We start from the raw sequence: 17,718 nt of genomic DNA on the forward strand, positions 1-17,718 counted from the left end.
GATGGCTTCATCTTATTGGACAAGGTTCAATTATTTAAAACGAGTTGAAATGAAGGGGAGAACGGGAATGGCCGTTACGGCGAACGAGGTTGCGGAGTGGATGCTGGAAAAGTTGAAATCCGCTGGGATTTTACATCAGAAAGAAGCGGTTGACTATATTATTCGTCATTATGGAGAATCCTTTATTTATGTCAACGAAAATGGGAATCAAGCGATTTCCAAAGAGGTCAAAAAAATATTCAAGAAACTTCATGGCGGCAAAGCAGCCTGGGAGCGTGACGGATTTTTCTGGGGATGGCATTAAATTGGACACCTCTGCATAGTAGAATCCACCTTCCATTTTTTTGCTAGGCTGACGCCGCTGTCAAACAGGCATCGGCTTTTTTTGTACGTTTTTCCTTAAAAAAATGTCAATAATCCAAGTTGCTAAAACATAGAATTCATAATAAGATAAGGATAAGAAGATAAGTTGTCTGAATATTTAAATAAAATCAAAACGCACCAATTATGGAGGGGATTGCCGTGAGTAAGAGTCATGAAGTGGAGTACTGCAACCTAGAGTTACGATTTGATCGCCGGCTAATCCGGAACTTCATTAAAGCGCTCATTCAGGAAGGTTATTCTCTGTATTGGAACGAAAGTGAGCTGCAATTCATCATTTCCATTCGTACAGGACGCAAGCTGATTAAGCTGAAGTTTGAGCGAATTGGTGAAAAGTATAAAATCGTGGGTAATTATTCGTTCAAGGACGAGAAGCTCGCGGAAATGATGGAAAAACTGATTGGTGACACACGCGGTCATGCGGTAGTCAAAAGATTTAAGGATCGGCAGATTCTCATTGAGAATATTATGTTCGGGGAAATTATTCGCATGGTCGAAATTAGCGGCATCGAACATAAAGTGCTGTATCAGAAGGAGCCAGCCGTGACAGTAGAAGAAGTCATGCAAGCGCTGCGATCCAAGCGTACTGATGAGCGAATTCCTATTTTGCGCATGGAACTCGATTATGAACTAGCCACCTTATATGATGCTATAGTATCTGGGGATGCCAAAGCGATTATGGAGAGTAAAACCAAATTGCTTGAAATGCGTCAAGAAATGCTCTTATTGGAGATGTGAGAATGAATAGTGGATTTGAATAAGAAGAGAGCCTGTATTTATACATACGGACTCTCTTTTGTGTTTCTGGAAAAGAAAACGTATATTTACTTGGATTTTTTGCTTAAACTATCGATAGACCGCTCCCAGGAAAGGGAGTTTTTTTATTGAAAAAGACTATTGTTAACGTGTGCATAAATATGATATGCTTCTGATAGAGGTGAAGGAATGAGCGTAACGATTAAGGATATTGCCAAGCTTGCGGGTGTGTCCCATACAACTGTTTCCAGGGCGCTTAATAATAGTCCGCTTATTCAAGAGGAAACGAAAGAACGTATTCGCCTCATAGCTGAGCAACTGGATTATACGCCCAATTACAGTGCAAAGAGCTTAGTACTCGATCGATCGTATAATTTGGGACTGTTCTTTACAACACTGAGTAAAGGAACTTCAGCAGGCTTCTTCTATGAAGCCATTCGCGGCGTCAACTCGGTCATTCAGGACCGGTACCAATTGATTGTCAAAGGGATTGATGACTATTCGAGCTTTCAATCCATTACTCGCAAAAGCTTTGACGGAATTATCATTGTCTCTCAAAGCGATGACGACCAGTCCATTATTGACCATATCGCAAGTAAAGGCATCCCGCTTGTCGTTCTCAATCGGCCGGTTTCTACGGCTGGCGTGTTGAATGTCCTGTCCGACGAAGAGCAGGGCGCTTTCCTGGCCTGTTCCTATTTAATTGAACAAGGTCATACGCGTATTGCGTTGATTGAGGGGCGCAAAGGCTTTAAATCCGCTCAAAACCGGAAAGACGGTTTCGAAAGAGCTATGAAGCATTACGGGATAAGCATCCCGCCAATCTACAGAATACCAGGCTTGTACGATCTTGAAAGCGGTCATAAAGCAATGCAGCAATTTCTTGCCTTGACAGAGCGGCCTACCGCCGTTTTTAGCTGTAATGATGAGATGGCGCTTGGCGCAATGAAAGCGATATCGGAAGCCGGCATGCAGGTGCCGGCGGACATTTCCGTCGTTGGGTTTGATGATACGGTATTTGCAGCTTACGTTACGCCTGCGTTAACAACTGTCCGTAGGCCAATTGAACAAATTAGTAAAGAAGGCGCTGTACGGCTCCTGGGCAATATTGAAAATAAGCAGCACGAGACGGAGCAAGTACTTTTGAAGACAGAGCTCGTTGTGCGGGAGTCCGTAAAGAAGCTGTCAACATAAAGAAAGAGGGGAAACTCGATGAGCATTTTAAGAGAGCTGTTACATGATATTCCGATCCCGCAAGTGGTCAAGATTCGTCAAAAGTTCGACCGTACGATTCTGGAAAATCCGGAGCAGGAGCTTGCGGATAAGCTTGCGAGCACCGGGGTCATGGAGACCATTCTTCCAGGTCAGCAAGTTGCAGTCGCCGTAGGGAGCAGAGGGATTGCGAACATCGCCGGGTTTACCAAAACAACCATTGATGCCATTAAGGCAAAAGGCGCGTTCCCGTTCATCGTGCCTTGCATGGGCAGCCATGGCGGGGCAACGGCAGAAGGACAAACGGAAGTGCTGCTTCACTTCGGCATCACGGAAGCGACGATGGGCGCGCCAATTCGCTCATCCATGGAAGTCGTGAAAATTGACGAGCTTCCCAACGGATTGCCGGTTTATGTGGATCGCATCGCTTCGGAAGCGGATGCCATCGTCGTAATTAACCGTGTGAAGCCGCATACAGCGTTCCGTGGGCGCATTGAGAGCGGCATCATGAAGATGATCGCGATCGGGCTAGGGAAGCAGAAGGGAGCTGAAGCTTGTCATCAGCTTGGCTTTAAGTATATGGCGGAAAATGTGCCGGCCATGGCTAACTTGATGATCCAGAAGCTGCCAATCGTGTTCGGCGTAGCCCTTGTTGAGAATGCGTACGACGAGACTTGCCGTGTAGAAGTGCTACCTGCTGCTGAAATTGAAGAGCGCGAAGAGCAGCTGTTGATTGAAGCGAAGGCGCGTCTTCCAAAGATTTTGTTCGATGAGATTGATGTGCTGGTCATTGATTATATTGGTAAAAATATTAGCGGCGACGGCATGGATCCTAACGTAACAGGCCGTTACCCGACGCCTTATGCGCACGGTGGCCCTGATGTTGCGAAAATGGTTGTTTTGGATTTGACACCAGAAACAAAAGGAAATGCAAATGGGGTAGGAACGGCCGATTTTACGACTCAACGCTTAGTGGATAAAACAAACCTGGAGTTCACCTATGCTAACGGATTAACTTCCACCGTATGTGCGCCAACTAAGATTGCAACAACATTGGAGAATGATTTCTATGCGATTAAGGCTGCTGTAAAAACTTGCAACATTCTAGACTACACGAAGTGTAAGCTGGTTCGGATCCAAGATACGCTTCATCTTGGCGAAATTGAAATCTCCGTGAATTTGCTCGACGCAGCGCGTGTTCATCCAGATATTGAGATTTTAACGGAGCCTTACGAGCTTTCATTTAACACAGAGGGGAATATTAGCAAATGACAGACCAATTAAGTACCCTCAAGCCTTACATCATCGCGGCTGATATTGGTACGACAAGTACAAAAACGCTCGTCATTTCACGCGAGGGGAAAGTTCTGGGGTCTCACTCCATTGAATATCCCCTGTTCACACCGGCTGCTGATCGTGCTGAGCAAGATCCGAATCAAATTTTTGATGCTGTCGTGCAAGGGATTGGCGAAGTTGTTCGGATGGTAGGCGTCAAGCCTGAGCAAGTGCTTTGCGTCTCCTTCAGTTCAGCTATGCATAGTCTTATTGCTGTTGATAAAAACACGATGCCGCTGACCGCTTGTATTACATGGGCAGACAATCGCAGCGCGATGTACGCGGCTGAATTAAAGCGCAGCGGTCTGGGGCAGCAGATTTATTCGCGAACAGGCACGCCAATCCATCCGATGTCTCCACTGCTTAAGCTAATGTGGTTCCGAGATAATGAACCTGGACTCATGAAAGAGACGTACAAGTTCATTGGCATCAAAGAATATGTCTTCGCAAAGCTTTTTGACCGTTATCTAATTGATCATTCCCTTGCCAGTGCAACAGGCTTATTCAATCTGGAGAACTTGGATTGGGATGTAGAAGCGCTAGGTCAAGCTGGCGTCACTCCGGATCAGCTATCAGAACTAGTTCCAACAACATACCGCGTAGAAGGCCTTAACGCTGAATATGCTTCTGCGATGGGATTGTCCCAAGATACGCCGTTTATTGTCGGAGCCTCTGACGGTGTCTTGGCTAATCTCGGCGTAGGCGCTTTTGAGCCCGGCGTTGTCGCTGTCACCATCGGAACCAGCGGCGCAGTGCGCAGCGTGGTGACTAAGCCGCAAACGGACCCGGAGGGCAAGCTGTTTTGCTATGCGCTAACCGAAAAGTTCTGGGTCGTTGGCGGACCCATCAACAATGGCGGCATAGTTTTCCGCTGGGTTCGGGACCAGGTCGCTACCGCAGAGTCTGAAGAAGCACGCCGCCGAGGAATCGATCCCTATGATTACTTGACGGAGCTGGCTTCCGAAGTGAAAGCGGGCTCTGACGGACTGTTGTTCCTGCCGCTGCTTTCAGGGGAACGCGCTCCGTACTGGAACGCTAACGCACGCGGGGTATACTTTGGGCTTTCCCTTAGCCATGAGAAGAAGCATATGATTCGCGCGGCACTGGAAGGCGTTATGTTTTCGATCCAAGCTGTCGCAACGTCGCTTGAGCGGATTATGGGGCCGGCACAGGTGATTCGAGCTTCGGGCGGTTTCGCCAGATCCGAATTCTGGCGCCAGATGATGACGGACATGTTGGGTACTTCCGTTACGGTGCCGGACTCTATCGAAAGCTCTGGAATTGGCGCTGCACTGCTTGGTTTACTTGCGATGGGCGAGATTGATGATTTGGCTCATGCACACAACTGGATTCAGGTTGGAACGGCTCACGAGGTGAATGAAAGCAACTATCGCGTATATCAACAATTGACATCTATTTATACAAGCGTATATCATCAGTTAAAAGATCAATTCGACGCGATAACCGCCTTTCAAGGTCAGCACCTTCGGAGCCCTCAATCATAAATAGCTTAAGCAAGCAAAATGCTAGAGGGGATGAAGACAAATGAATTTATTCGATCTTACAGGGAAAACAGCAGTAATTATCGGTGGTAACAGTACACTTGGAGGTTCAATGGCGATTGCACTCGCCGGTCACGGCGCAAAAGTTGCTATTGTCGGACGCAATCAAGAGAAAAGCGATCAGGTTCGTCAGGAGATCGAAGCGATCGGCGGCGAAGCTCAAACTTTTCAAGCAGATGCAACGAAACGTGAAGATTTAGAGCTTGTGCTTAAGGAAGTTATCGCTTGGTCTGGCCGTGCTGACATTCTGATGAACTGCCCAGGGAAAAATAGTGCTACGCCTTTCTTTGACATTTCCATGGAAGAATGGGATTCTATTATGGAGGTTAATTTAAAAAGCGTCGTACTAGCTTGCCAGGTGTTTGGGAAATATATGATTGAACGTGGCGAAGGCGGAAGCATTATCAATATTTCGTCGGTGTCCTCAGATCCACCTCTATCACGTGTATTCACTTACTCCGCTTCTAAAGCAGCTGTTAATAACATCACACAGAACATGGCCCGCGAATTCGCTCCGAGCCGAGTGCGTGTGAATGCGATCATTCCTGGTTTCTTCCCAGCTGAGCAGAATCGTAAGATTTTGTCGCCTGAGCGTATCGAGTCCATTATGCGTCACACGCCGATGAACCGATTCGGTGAGGCATCTGAGCTACAGGGTGCTGCTGTGTTCCTTGCTTCTGAACAAGCTTCTAGCTTTGTTACAGGCTCTGTTTTAAGAGTAGACGGCGGTTTTGGCGCGATGACGATTTAAATATTTATATATCGGAAGGGTGTATGAGAGACGTGTCTAAACAACAAATTGGTGTAGTTGGATTAGCGGTAATGGGGAAAAACTTAGCGTTAAACATCGAGAGCAGAGGTTTCACTGTATCCGTATTTAACCGTTCTGCCGAGAAAACAAAAGAGCTTCTTCAAGAAGCAGCAGGCAAACAGCTAGTTGGTACATACACTATTGAAGAATTCGTACAATCCTTGGAAGTTCCGCGCAAAATTTTGATCATGGTCAAAGCAGGCGGTCCAACAGACGATACGATCAACCAATTGCTGCCGCATCTTGAAAAGGGAGATATCCTGATCGATGGAGGCAATGCATTCTTCCCAGATACGCAGCGCCGTAACAAAGAATTGGAAGCACATGGTATTCGTTTCGTTGGAACTGGTGTTTCCGGCGGCGAAGAAGGCGCCCTTAAAGGCCCGTCGATTATGCCAGGTGGTCAAGAATCCGCTTATAAATTGGTTGAGCCTATCCTTACAGCTATTGCTGCCAAAGTTGGCGACGACGCTTGCTGTACTTACATCGGACCAGACGGTGCTGGACACTATGTAAAAATGGTGCACAACGGTATCGAGTATGGCGACATGCAGCTGATCTGTGAAGCTTACCAACTCTTGAAAGATGTTCTGAATGTAAGCACAGAAGAGCTTCATGAGATTTTCACAGAGTGGAACAATGGCGAGCTTGACAGCTACTTAATCGAAATTACACGAGACATTTTCACGAAATACGACCCTGAAACAGGCAAACCAATGGTTGACGTTATCCTGGATTCCGCTGGTCAAAAAGGAACAGGAAAATGGACCAGTCAGAGTTCCCTGGATCTTGGCGTACCGCTTTCCATCATTACGGAATCCGTATTCTCCCGTTTCATCTCCGCGATGAAGGAAGAACGCGTAGCAGCTAGCAAAGTGCTCAAAGGACCTGATGCTCCAGCCTACACAGGCGATCGTAAAGCATTTATTGAAGCTGTGCGTCAAGCGCTATATGCAAGTAAAATTTGCTCTTATGCACAAGGTTTTGCTCAAATGAGAGCAGCTTCTGATGAATATAAATGGGACCTGAAATATGGCAACATCGCGATGATCTTCCGCGGCGGCTGCATTATTCGTGCTAGATTCCTTCAAAATATTAAAGATGCGTATGACCGCAATCCGGGGTTGAAAAACCTTCTGCTCGATTCTTACTTCACAGATGTGGTAGAAAACTATCAACAATCGTGGAGACAAGTTGTTGCAGAGGCTGTAACTCGCGGTATCGCGGTTCCTTCTTTCGCTTCGGCACTTGCTTACTACGACAGCTACCGTACAGAAAGATTGCCGGCTAACCTGCTGCAAGCGCAGCGTGATTATTTCGGCGCACACACGTTCCAACGTGTGGACAAAGAAGGTTCCTTCCATTTCAACTGGATGGAAAACTAAGAGGGCAGGGGCGCTACGCCTCTCCCTGTAAACCGTATGCCGCTTCGCGCAGCCACATTTTTAAACGATCGGCTTCTTGATCGAAGCCGTTCCGTCTGTGAATGAGCATCAAGGAGACTTCGGCAAAATAACGGAAATTTTTTAACAATCGTGGTTGAGCAAGACCTTGCACGTGAGGGTCTTCTTCAGCCACTTTTTTCTTAATAAACTCCAAGATCCAAACAACATCCTCTTTGCACAAAACATAGCTCGGGTGTAAGATTTGCTCCAGTTTGCCTTGCGTGTGGTTGGAATAGGCAACAGTTGGGTTCAAAACTTCATCTCTCCTTGTCGGCATTAGGTTTCTCTTAAAATCTTAACTGTTTGTGTTGGAATTTATTCACACTACTATATGATTTTCAAATGGATTGTATTCATGACTATTCGGCTATGGTATGATGTTGGGAAAGTTTGTATGAACAGCATATGAGAAAAGGGGATTAAAGTGACAACAAGCAATCTTGTAATTGTAGGTTTCATGGGGACAGGCAAATCAACCGTCGGGAAGAAGCTCGCTGAGCGTCTAGGATGGAATTTTCAAGATTCGGATGCCGTGCTTGAAGAAGAGCAACAGACGAGCATTGCGGATTTGTTTCGTCAATATGGGGAAGCGCATTTTCGTTCATTAGAGAGTAGAACGCTTGAAAGTTTATTAGCTCATAAAGGGCAAATTGTGGCAACAGGCGGGGGTGCTGTCTTAGCAGAGGAGAATAGAATATGCATGCTCCGTAATGGCTTTGTTGTGGCTTTGAAAGCTTCACCTGAGGCAATCATTCATCGCGTGAGCACCGATATAAGTCGTCCTTTATTGCAGGGGAACTTGGAAGAGCGCGTTCACACCCTGCTTGAACAGAGAAAGTCAGCATACGATTTCGCTCATACCACGATTGACACAACTGAGCTAACGACAGACCAAATTGTAGATTTGATTATTCGGCAAGCTAATCTTTAAGAGGAGGGACAAGCCTTAAGCTTAGTCCTCCCACTCCAACATGCCACCAGTCATGTTCTTAAGTCCTTTATACCCTTGTGCTTCCAAAAAGCCAAGCGCTCGTCCGCTGCGATTGCCGCTGCGGCATACTAGAATCACTTCGTCAGACTGCGGGATCTCGCTTAATCGCTCCGGCAGTTGGCCCAGCGGAATATGAATGGCTCCTGCAATCATGCCTTCAGCTACTTCTTCGTCTTCCCGAACGTCAATGATTGCCAACTTCTCGCCACGGCTTAGTCTATCTTTGACGGCGGATGGTAAAATCGTATCCATCGTAGGACCTCCTTGTTTTTGAAATGCTGGGTTGAAGACCCATCACAAGTAATGATAGAAACATTAAGACAAGATGTCAAACCTCGCGCAGCACTGGAGTTAATCATATGTTATCTATAGGTTTAGCTGGTATTATCGGCGCACTCGCGCGCTTTGGGCTCTCCGCTTTATGGAATCCTACTGCGGCGCCACTTTTTCCTTGGGGTACTTTTATCTGCAATTTACTTGGCTGTTTATTGCTTGGTTTTATTACATTTACGGACAGGCTCCCGATACCTGCGAAGCTTCAATTACCAATTACGACAGGTTTTATCGGTTCTTTTACTACATTCTCTACGTTCAGTTACGAGACGGTATATATGTTTCACCAAGGACATCCGTTCATCGCTCTTAGTTATGTGCTTGGCAGTTTGTGGGGAGGACTTGCTTGTACTTGGGTGGGGATCCGCTTCGCACTGCTTTCACATCGGGGGGAGCAACTTTCATGAATACTTGGATATGGCCGATATGTTTAGTAAGTATTGGAGGATTTTTTGGGGCGATCAGCCGATTTAGACTTGGCACATACATGTCGATAAGGTTCCCAAGTTCAATCCCGTATGGTACACTGACAATAAATCTTTTGGGCTGTTTTTTACTAGGAATTCTTATGAAATACCATGCCTATGACGATTGGAAACTATTGATTGGTACAGGCTTTATGGGAGCTTTCACTACATTTTCTACTTTAAATTTGGAAAGCATGAAACAGCTCCGCGCAGGGCTATGGAAAGCTTGGATGATCTATACAATGCTCAGTTATACCGGTGGAATTCTATTAACTTTCATCGGATATTACATATAAACACATGCGAAGGAGATATTAACCACATGAAAGCCATTGTGAAACCTACTGCTAGCCTACAAGGAGAAATTAACGCGCTTTCCTCCAAAAACTACACTACTCGTTATTTGCTAATTGGTGCCCTTGCGAATGGAACAAGCACGATTTATTACCCAGCTCACAGTGAAGATAGTGATGCTATGAGACGCTGTGTACAAGATTTAGGTGCTGTCATTGAAGAAGATGACGAAAAGATTGTCATCACAGGCTTCGGTAAGAATCCTAAACACGTGTCTGAGTTGAACGTCGGAAATGCTGGGGCGGTTCTGCGTTTCTTAATGTCTACAGCAGCCTTTTGCCCGGAGGTAACCTTCGTTAACACCTACCCTGAATCATTAGGTAAGCGTCCGCATGACGACTTAATTGAAACTTTGCAGCAAATGGGCGTGGAAGTACAACATTCTAACGGTCGTTTGCCGATAACAATTAAAGGGGGCAAACCCCGCGGCGGTAAACTTACGGTTTCCGGAAATGTTAGCTCGCAGTTCCTTAGCTCTCTCTTATTCATGACACCTCTTCTTGAAGAGGATAGTGAGATAGAAGTGCTTCATGACTTGAAATCCAAAATTATTGTGGGTCAAACGCTCGAAGTGCTTGAGCAAGCTGGCATTGTTGTTCATGCAAGCGAAGATTTGATGCACTATCGCATTCCTGGTGGACAATCCTATCAAGCCAAAGAGTACGTCATTCAAGGGGATTATCCAGGTTCTGCGGCCATTCTGGCAGCAGCGGCAGTTACAAACTCGGATGTGCGAGTTCTTCGTCTAGAAGAAAATAGCAAGCAAGGTGAGAAAGCTTGTGTCGATGTTTTAACAGCTATGGGTGTTAATTTAACGCATGATAACGGAGTTGTACATGTTCGCGGCAACCAAAAACTGATCGCAGGGGAGTTTGATGGCGATCACTTTACAGACGCTGTATTAGCCATGGTTGCGGCAGCTGTTTTTGCAGAAGGTACATCTCGTTTCTACAATGTCGAGAATTTGCGTTATAAAGAGTGCGACCGAATCACTGATTACTTGAACGAGCTGCGTAAAGCAGGTGCTGACGTGGAAGAACGTCAAAGTGAAATCATCGTCCACGGCAAGCCGCAAGGAGTTGCTGGCGGTGTCGAGATCAATGCTCACTTCGATCATCGCGTCATTATGGCTTTAACCGTCGTTGGTCTTCGTTCCGAGAAAGGTTTGACAATTCGTGATGCTCATCACGTGGCCAAATCTTATCCGCAGTATTTTGACCATTTGCGTTCTATCGGTGCTCAGGTTGAACTTGTGAAGGAGTAATTTCATTCCACAAACAAGGATCGGGTGAGTCAGCATGAGGATTATTTGGCAGGGGCTAAAGGTGACGTTTGGATTTTTCCTCGTTGCAGGACTTGTGTTTGCCAGCAGTGTTTTTGCTGTACTGCTGTATGCCAAAGCCACAGGAAAAGAACCGGCTTTATTTGCAACCAACCCTATAGTGCCCATGGCTAAGCCAGCCGCGCCTGTTCAAGCAGCGGAGGTTTCTTCGCCGCAACCGACGATCCAGACAAAAAAATCAGCAATGATTGATGCTCCTGTTTTTGCTCAACTGCCTGAACTTCCAGCGGGTTGTGAAATAACGAGTTTAACGATGCTGCTCCATTACTATGGCATTACCAAAAGTAAGATGGAACTTGCTGCCGAGATGCCTAAAGATAATACGCCTATCAAGCTTAATGCGGATGGGTCGCCTGCTTACTGGGGAAACCCGAACATAGGCTTTGTAGGTGATGTTACCCGGAAGCAAAGAGGCTTCGGAATTTACCATGCCGGTCTTTTTCCACAGCTAAAGTCCTACATCCCTGAAGCGATCGATATTACAGGTGAGTCCTTCGAGCTATATGAACAGCAGATAGCGAGCGGTTATCCGGTCATTACTTGGACGACAATTGATTTTAATATTCCCTATAAATGGGTGACTTGGGACACGTCGTTAGGACCGCTTCAAACGACTTATGCGGAGCATGCTGTATTATTGGTCGGATATGATGAGAATAATGTATACTTGAATGATCCATTAAGCGGTAAGAAGCAGCTGCAAGTAAACAAAGCACAGTTTATCGATAGTTGGACCGCAATGGGGAAGCAAGGCCTCACTTACTTGAAAAAATAGGAGGTATCACTCATGACTTTTGAAAATCCGTCTAGAGAGCATATTAAGGAAATTCTCGCGAATGCAGGCAATATTGCGGTCGTAGGTTTATCCGATAAACCTGATCGCACGTCTTATATGGTGGCTGCTGCGATGCAAAGCAGGGGATATCGGATCATCCCAGTCAATCCAAATGCGACAGAAATTTTGGGTGAGAAATGCTACGCTTCGTTATCCGACATTCCAGAGCCTGTGGATATCGTCAATGTATTCCGCCGTGCAGATCAAGTCGTTCCAGTTGCAGAGGAAGCAGTCAAAATCAAAGCAAAAGTCTTTTGGCTTCAACTTGAGATCGTGAATGAAGAAGCAGCCCGCATCGCAAGTGAGGCAGGCTTAGAAGTCATTATGGATCGTTGTATTAAAGTTGAGGACGCCGTTCTCAATCCGCGAAACAACTAAATAGCTGCTGAAACATAAAAAACCGCTTTTCTCTGACCGTTATGGTGAGAGAGAAGCGGTTTTATTTACGATAAAGCTTATGCTTTTAATACGTCGTGATCGACGTAACGTGAGCCATTCAGTTCACTGATCACGTTAATAGCCACTTTGGCGCCATCTCCGGAAGTGACAATGGTGTGCATGGAAACACCGGCTATAGTGCCAGCTGCCCATACACCTTTGAGGTTGGTGTTACCTTGCGCATCGGCATCGACAACGGTTTTGATACGAGGCTCTGTACCAGGTTTTGTCTGAATGCCGGAGGCTTCTGCAAGGTCAACGGATAATCCTGTGGCAAGAATGACATACTTACCTTCATATGTACCATTTTCTGTCGTTACTTGAAAGCCTTCGCCAGCTTGATTCAATTGTGTAGCTTTTCCTTGAACGAATTCGGCACCGAATTTCGTGGCTTGTTTCTTTCCGATTTCTACTAGGTCAGGACCTGAGATACCGTCTACACCGTAATGATTCTCAACCCATGCGCGTTTTGTCACGCTTTGATCATTGTCAATAACAAGTGTTGATTTGCCTGCTTTGGCTGAAAATAAGGCTGCACTTGCTCCAGCAGGTCCGGCTCCAATAATAATAATGTCATAGGCCATATCCGTATTCCTCCTTGTAAAGAGTGTGGGGTACTAAGAAATTATGGCATATTTAATTCCTATTAGTCAACTTATGTGTATAGAAAGTATGTTATCTGATATGAAACCCAATGCCGGTCTCACAAAATAAAAATAAATAAAATACAGAAGAGCGGAGAGAATAAAAGAGGCTCCAAAAAGGTGTCCAAAAACTAGAAGTATAGAGGAGGATTTACACATGTATAACAATTTCAACAACAACAGTACCTCGTCGTTCGGAAACTCTTCCCAAGGTATGCAAGCGTCCCAAAGTAATCAAGCTTCACAAGGTTACCAAAGCAGCGCATCCCAGTATCAGGGTTATCAGAAGCAGCAGTATCAACCTGTTGGTTATGTCCAGTCTTACACGCAACCAGCTTCGAACAGCTATACTCAAAGCTATAGTCAAGGCAACAATCAAGGCTATATTCAAAGTAACAATCAAGGCAACAGTCAAAGCAACAATCAAAGCAACAGTCAAGGCTACAATCAAGGCAATGCTACCACAGAGTCTTTTCACATGGCGAATTATCGGGGGAACCAACCTGGCCATGACAATTATTTGCGCAGCGATTCTTCCATGCCTTCGCACTACCAACCATCAAGCTTCCAAAGCGCTTATTCTACCTACAATGGGATGAATAACCAGAGCAATCAAATGGCTACTAGTCAATTTCAACCGTCCACCTATTCTTACAGCCAACCGTCCAGCCAGTATACTAGTTCTTCACAAATGAATCTGCAGCCTAGTGGTCAAACCTATGTTTCGCCTAATGCCTACCATACGGCCAATTATCGCGGAAACCAACAAGGTCATGATGCCTATTTACGTAGTGACTCTTCTACGCCTTCTATCCAATCCTACCAACCCAGTTATGCAGCTCAGCAAAATACACAACAAGGCTATCAGCAGCAGGGGCAACAAGGACAATTAGGGTTTCAAAGCTACCAACAGCAATTCGCGCAACCGTATAACCAAAGTATCAGCAGCACGGGCATGGGACAGCAATACGGAAATAACTCCTCCCACTAATTACTTCAAACGTAACGACATTCATAAGCGGGTCGATCCTCGACCTGCTTATTTTGTTTTGACAAACAGTCAAACAAGCTATACGATTTGATAAGAGAGGTTTATGCTCACCATGTAAGTTTTTTCGAGAACACTAGGCTTTGGCTTACGATGTTAGTTTTGTTATTGCAAAACTTTTAGGAGGTAGCATACGTTTGAACTGGATGGGGAACTTACAACAGCTCGGCCGCTCATTAATGCTGCCCACCATTGCGCTTCCTATTGCTGCTGTGCTGCTTAGTCTGGGGAATTTACCTTGGGATGGGATTCACGCATCCGGCTTTGGGGATATGCTGCTGTTAGCAGGGAATACGGTCTTTGACTATATACCCATCATATTCGCTGTTGGCGTGGCGCTTGGACTTACAGAAAGTGCCGGAATTGCCGGACTATCTGCCATGCTGGGCTATTTTATGTTTACGAGGCTCATTGAACATTCGCTTGGGCCGCATTTTCAATTGGGTGTACCGGGCGGGATCTTAATCGGCTTGCTTGCAGCCATTATTTATCATCGCTGTAAAGAGGTCAAGCTGCCTGAATACATACAATTTTTCGGTGGTCCTCGGATGGTGCCGCTCATAATGGGGATGTGCACGCTCATTGTGTCCTATATCATGATTGTGATAGGACCATTTTTGGAAGATGGGATGAGCAAGCTTTCGAATTGGCTGCTCGGACTTGGAGGGTTTGGTGCATTTGTTTACGGTATCGCGCATCGATTGTTAGTACCGTCAGGACTGCACCATATTTTGAATAACTTTTTTTGGTTTCAAGTGGGAGCTTACAAAACGCCATCAGGGCAAATGGCTTATGGGGATTTACCGCGCTTTTTTGCCGGTGATCCTTCGGCTGGGATGTACATGGCCGGACTCTACCCGATTATGATGTTCGCTCTTCCTGCCATTGCATTTGCCATTATCGGGGAAGCGCGCGAGGATTTGAAGCCCAAGATTAAGGCGACATTTCTAACAGCGGCGCTAGCCTCTTTTTTGACAGGTGTCACGGAGCCAATTGAGTTTGCTTTTCTGTTTGTTGCACCTTATTTGTTCATTATTCACGCTATTTTATCCGGTGTGGCCATGTGGTTAGCCTATGAGTTGCATATTCAACATGGTTTTTCATACTCAGCAGGGGCCATAGATTACGTTATTAATTTGCATTTATCGCATAATGGTCTGCTTCTAATCCCGATTGGGATCGTGTATGGACTGGTGTATTACTTCATGTTTCGCTGGGCGATCAGAAGGTTCCAAATCCCAACGCCAGGCAGGGAAGAAGGTTCTTCACTTGAAGAGTGGGCAGGCGATATTCCGTATCGCTCACCTTTAATTTTGCAAGCGCTAGGTGGGAAAGACAATATTAAGAAGATTGAAGCCTGCATTACCAGATTGCGCCTTACGCTTGTTAATGATCGATTGATTGACATCACGGCATTACGACATTTAGGAGCTGCAGGCGTCATCCGTCTTGGAGGAGGCAATGTTCAGGTCGTGTTCGGAACATTCTCAGAGCTAATTCGTGAAGAGATTATGAAAGTACTGCGCAAAGACATTCATGTGGTACTGTTTACTTCGCCGATGCAAGGGCGCATGATTCCTATTGAGGAAGTGCCTGACCGCATATTTGCCTCGCGCTTGGTGGGGAACGGCGTAGCTTTTATTCCTGAAAAAGGAGAGCTGGTCTCGCCTGTTGCAGGTACCATTATGCATATTTATCCGACCATGCATGCACTTGGCATTGTGACGGATGAAGGATTAGAGGTCTTGCTGCACATTGGTATCGATACGTCAAGTTTACCGGGGAAATGCTTTAATGCCGTGGTAAAAGAAGGCGATCGTGTAGAACCGGGGCAGCTTCTAGTTAAATTTAATTATAATAAAGTTAAAAAGTTTGCTTCATCTTTGGCGACACCGATGATTATTACAAATCCGGATCTTGTTAAGTCTTGGAGCTTTGCTCCGTTCAAATCTGTAAAAAAAGGCCAAGGTTCTGTGATGTCCGTCGTCTTAAAGCCTACTAAATCTACGGGGGGGATGAACGGATGATCAGAGGGATAGGCGCGTCTTCAGGCATAGCAATGGGTCAGGCTTTTGTCATTCCTACGTGGGAGTGGGATTTTCCTGAGAAAATGATCGATGTGACAGATTTGGCTTATGAATTTGAGCGGTTGTATGACGGCATCCGCTCTTCTAAGGATGAATTAGAGTTAATTAAGCAGGAAATTAAGGAAGTTGTCGGGCAAGATCAGGCGTATATTTTTGATGCCCATTTGGCGATTTTGGAAGATCCCATCTTTATGAATGAAATTCAGGGGATCATTGAGCTTCAGTACAAAGCCGCCGAAGTTGCTGTGAAAGAAGTCATTGATAAATTTGTCGGTATGTTCAATATGATCGACGATGAGTACATGAAGGAGCGGGCGCTTGATATTAAAGATGTGGGCAACAGGCTTCTGAAGCATTTGCTTGGGGATACCAGCTCTACGGTTCCGCCTATTGATCATCCGTATATTTTGGTTGCCAAAGAGCTTACTCCTTCGCAATTGGCCCATTTGGATCCAACTAAAGTGCTAGGGCTTCTAACCATTCTAGGAGGCACGCATTCGCATGTATCTATCATGGCCAGAGCCATGTCTGTTCCTTATGTTTTAGGTTTGGAAGGGAAGCTTTTACGCCCTATTCAAAACGGTGATTTCTTGATCATTGACGGCCAAGAGGGCACCCTGTATATCAATCCGGATAAGATCACGATTGAGCGTTACCAGGCTCGCAAAAAAAATTGGCTTGAATTCAAAGAAAGTTTACAGGAAATCGCGGATGTTGCGCCTGTTACTTTGGACAACAGCTATGTGAATCTGCATGCCAACATTAACTCGGTCATGGAGATCGATCAGGTTCTACGTAACGGGGCTTCCGGGGTCGGCTTGTTCCGCACGGAATATTTATATATGGACCGCGATTCACTGCCTGGCGAGGATGAACAGTTTGAAGTGTATCTTCATGCAGCCAAGCAATTAAAAGGTCGTCCTATCGTGATCCGAACCTTGGATATTGGCGGAGACAAAAAGCTGGATTACATGCCGCTTCCCAAAGAAGATAATCCGTTCCTTGGATACAGAGCCATTCGGATCTCACTGGATCGTAAAGATCTTTTTATGACACAGTTAAAGGCAATCCTTAGGGCAAGTCATTTTGGAAACGTGAAAATCATGTACCCAATGGTTACTTCGCTGGGTGAGGTGCGTCAAGCCAAAGCCCTTCTCGAGAAAGCGAAAGCAGAGCTCAGTGCCCAAGGGGTTCCTTACAATGCGCAAATTGAAGTAGGATTAACAATAGAAGTACCTGCAGCAGCTCTTATTGCAGACGTTCTTGCTAGCGAAGTGAATTTCATGAGTATCGGCACAAACGATCTCGTTCAATATGTGCTTGCTGTAGACAGGATGAACGAAACTATTGCGCACTTATACAATCCTTATCATCCGGCCGTTATCAGACTTCTTAAACATGTTATTGATGCAGGCAAAAGTGTAGGTATTCCTGTTGGCGTCTGCGGTGAAATGGCGGGCGACGTCCGCGCGCTTCCTATTTGGTTAGGTCTCGGCATTGAAGAGCTGAGTATATCTGTGCAAACTCTTTTACAAGTCAAACACCGTTTATTAAGCAGTGACGCTAAGAAGTGCAAACAATTGGTAAGTGAAATTTTAGTTTGCAAAACTAGTGATGAAATTATAGAACTGTTAGCACAAACCGAACAAACAGAATCAATTGTAGGAGGTACTTAGC

Annotated in this window: 19 protein-coding genes; 16 read left to right on the forward strand and 3 right to left on the reverse strand. The window is 45.6% G+C overall.

The genetic code is table 11. The features are described from left to right. Positions 1 to 67: 67 nt before the first annotated feature. The 7 genes from AC58UW_RS04785 (at position 68) to gnd (ending at position 7,442) form a co-directional block, all read left to right on the forward strand. Positions 68 to 304: a DUF6953 family protein gene (locus AC58UW_RS04785; protein WP_497419992.1), complete on the forward strand. Its 237-nt coding sequence runs from the start codon at positions 68 to 70 to the stop codon at positions 302 to 304. Positions 305 to 522: 218 nt separating this feature from the next. Continuing rightward, the gene (locus AC58UW_RS04790) at positions 523 to 1,119 is read left to right on the forward strand and encodes a YkzI domain-containing protein (RefSeq protein ID WP_497419565.1); all 597 of its coding nucleotides are present in this window, start codon (positions 523 to 525) and stop codon (positions 1,117 to 1,119) included. 207 nt (positions 1,120 to 1,326) lie between these two features. Beyond that, a complete protein-coding gene (locus AC58UW_RS04795; RefSeq protein WP_497419566.1) occupies positions 1,327 to 2,331 on the forward strand; it encodes a LacI family DNA-binding transcriptional regulator in 1,005 nt (334 codons plus the stop codon). Between the two features lie 18 nt (positions 2,332 to 2,349). Further along, positions 2,350 to 3,621, forward strand: coding sequence for a nickel pincer cofactor-dependent isomerase, group 22 (locus AC58UW_RS04800; protein WP_497419567.1), 1,272 nt, complete (start codon positions 2,350 to 2,352; stop codon positions 3,619 to 3,621). Further along, positions 3,618 to 5,189 carry a gluconokinase gene (gntK, locus tag AC58UW_RS04805; RefSeq protein WP_497419568.1) on the forward strand — a complete coding sequence of 524 codons (1,572 nt, stop codon included), beginning with the start codon at positions 3,618 to 3,620 and terminating at the stop codon, positions 5,187 to 5,189. The genes AC58UW_RS04800 and gntK overlap by 4 nt, the downstream gene beginning before the upstream one ends. Positions 5,190 to 5,229: 40 nt before the next feature. Further along, positions 5,230 to 5,997 carry an SDR family oxidoreductase gene (locus AC58UW_RS04810; RefSeq protein WP_497419569.1) on the forward strand — a complete coding sequence of 256 codons (768 nt, stop codon included), beginning with the start codon at positions 5,230 to 5,232 and terminating at the stop codon, positions 5,995 to 5,997. Positions 5,998 to 6,029: 32 nt separating this feature from the next. Then, positions 6,030 to 7,442 carry an NADP-dependent phosphogluconate dehydrogenase gene (gene gnd, locus AC58UW_RS04815; protein ID WP_497419570.1) on the forward strand — a complete coding sequence of 471 codons (1,413 nt, stop codon included), beginning with the start codon at positions 6,030 to 6,032 and terminating at the stop codon, positions 7,440 to 7,442. Positions 7,443 to 7,455: 13 nt separating this feature from the next. Here gnd and AC58UW_RS04820 read toward each other — a convergent pair whose 3' ends face one another. Then, positions 7,456 to 7,779, reverse strand: a complete 324-nt coding sequence (locus tag AC58UW_RS04820) for a hypothetical protein (protein ID WP_497419571.1) — start codon at positions 7,777 to 7,779, stop codon at positions 7,456 to 7,458. A 147-nt stretch (positions 7,780 to 7,926) separates the two neighbouring features. Here AC58UW_RS04820 and AC58UW_RS04825 point away from each other — a divergent pair, with 147 nt between their 5' ends. After that, positions 7,927 to 8,433: a shikimate kinase gene (locus AC58UW_RS04825; protein WP_497419572.1), complete on the forward strand. Its 507-nt coding sequence runs from the start codon at positions 7,927 to 7,929 to the stop codon at positions 8,431 to 8,433. Between the two features lie 21 nt (positions 8,434 to 8,454). Here the strand turns inward: AC58UW_RS04825 and AC58UW_RS04830 are convergent, their stop codons facing one another. Continuing rightward, positions 8,455 to 8,745, reverse strand: a complete 291-nt coding sequence (locus AC58UW_RS04830) for a rhodanese-like domain-containing protein (protein ID WP_497419573.1) — start codon at positions 8,743 to 8,745, stop codon at positions 8,455 to 8,457. A gap of 107 nt (positions 8,746 to 8,852) precedes the next feature. Between AC58UW_RS04830 and crcB (AC58UW_RS04835) the strand changes: the two genes are divergently transcribed. From crcB (AC58UW_RS04835) to AC58UW_RS04855, 5 genes are read left to right on the forward strand one after another with little or no spacing between them, the layout of a single operon-like run. Then, the gene (gene crcB, locus AC58UW_RS04835; protein WP_497419574.1) at positions 8,853 to 9,233 is read left to right on the forward strand and encodes a fluoride efflux transporter CrcB; all 381 of its coding nucleotides are present in this window, start codon (positions 8,853 to 8,855) and stop codon (positions 9,231 to 9,233) included. Continuing rightward, positions 9,230 to 9,589 (forward strand): fluoride efflux transporter CrcB, encoded by a 360-nt coding sequence (crcB, locus tag AC58UW_RS04840; RefSeq protein WP_497419575.1) that lies wholly within the window; start codon positions 9,230 to 9,232, stop codon positions 9,587 to 9,589. The genes crcB (AC58UW_RS04835) and crcB (AC58UW_RS04840) overlap by 4 nt, the downstream gene beginning before the upstream one ends. Before the next feature lie 26 nt (positions 9,590 to 9,615). Continuing rightward, complete coding sequence (gene aroA, locus AC58UW_RS04845) at positions 9,616 to 10,911, forward strand: 3-phosphoshikimate 1-carboxyvinyltransferase (protein ID WP_497419576.1); 1,296 nt, start codon at positions 9,616 to 9,618, stop codon at positions 10,909 to 10,911. A 34-nt stretch (positions 10,912 to 10,945) separates the two neighbouring features. Further along, positions 10,946 to 11,764, forward strand: coding sequence for a C39 family peptidase (locus AC58UW_RS04850; RefSeq protein WP_497419577.1), 819 nt, complete (start codon positions 10,946 to 10,948; stop codon positions 11,762 to 11,764). 12 nt (positions 11,765 to 11,776) lie between these two features. Continuing rightward, positions 11,777 to 12,202, forward strand: coding sequence for a CoA-binding protein (locus AC58UW_RS04855; RefSeq protein ID WP_497419578.1), 426 nt, complete (start codon positions 11,777 to 11,779; stop codon positions 12,200 to 12,202). Positions 12,203 to 12,279: 77 nt separating this feature from the next. On the opposite strand, the gene AC58UW_RS04860 is transcribed toward AC58UW_RS04855, so the two are convergent. Then, positions 12,280 to 12,846, reverse strand: coding sequence for an FAD-dependent oxidoreductase (locus tag AC58UW_RS04860; protein WP_497419579.1), 567 nt, complete (start codon positions 12,844 to 12,846; stop codon positions 12,280 to 12,282). A 217-nt stretch (positions 12,847 to 13,063) separates the two neighbouring features. Between AC58UW_RS04860 and AC58UW_RS04865 the strand changes: the two genes are divergently transcribed. From AC58UW_RS04865 to ptsP, 3 genes are all read left to right on the forward strand, one after another. Further along, positions 13,064 to 13,897: a hypothetical protein gene (locus AC58UW_RS04865; protein ID WP_497419580.1), complete on the forward strand. Its 834-nt coding sequence runs from the start codon at positions 13,064 to 13,066 to the stop codon at positions 13,895 to 13,897. A 194-nt stretch (positions 13,898 to 14,091) separates the two neighbouring features. Continuing rightward, positions 14,092 to 15,981, forward strand: a complete 1,890-nt coding sequence (locus tag AC58UW_RS04870) for a glucose PTS transporter subunit IIA (RefSeq protein ID WP_497419581.1) — start codon at positions 14,092 to 14,094, stop codon at positions 15,979 to 15,981. Continuing rightward, positions 15,978 to 17,717, forward strand: coding sequence for a phosphoenolpyruvate--protein phosphotransferase (gene ptsP, locus AC58UW_RS04875; RefSeq protein ID WP_497419582.1), 1,740 nt, complete (start codon positions 15,978 to 15,980; stop codon positions 17,715 to 17,717). The genes AC58UW_RS04870 and ptsP overlap by 4 nt, the downstream gene beginning before the upstream one ends. Position 17,718 lies beyond the last annotated feature (1 nt).

The sequence above is a fragment of the Paenibacillus sp. J22R160 genome, assembly GCF_059692135.1.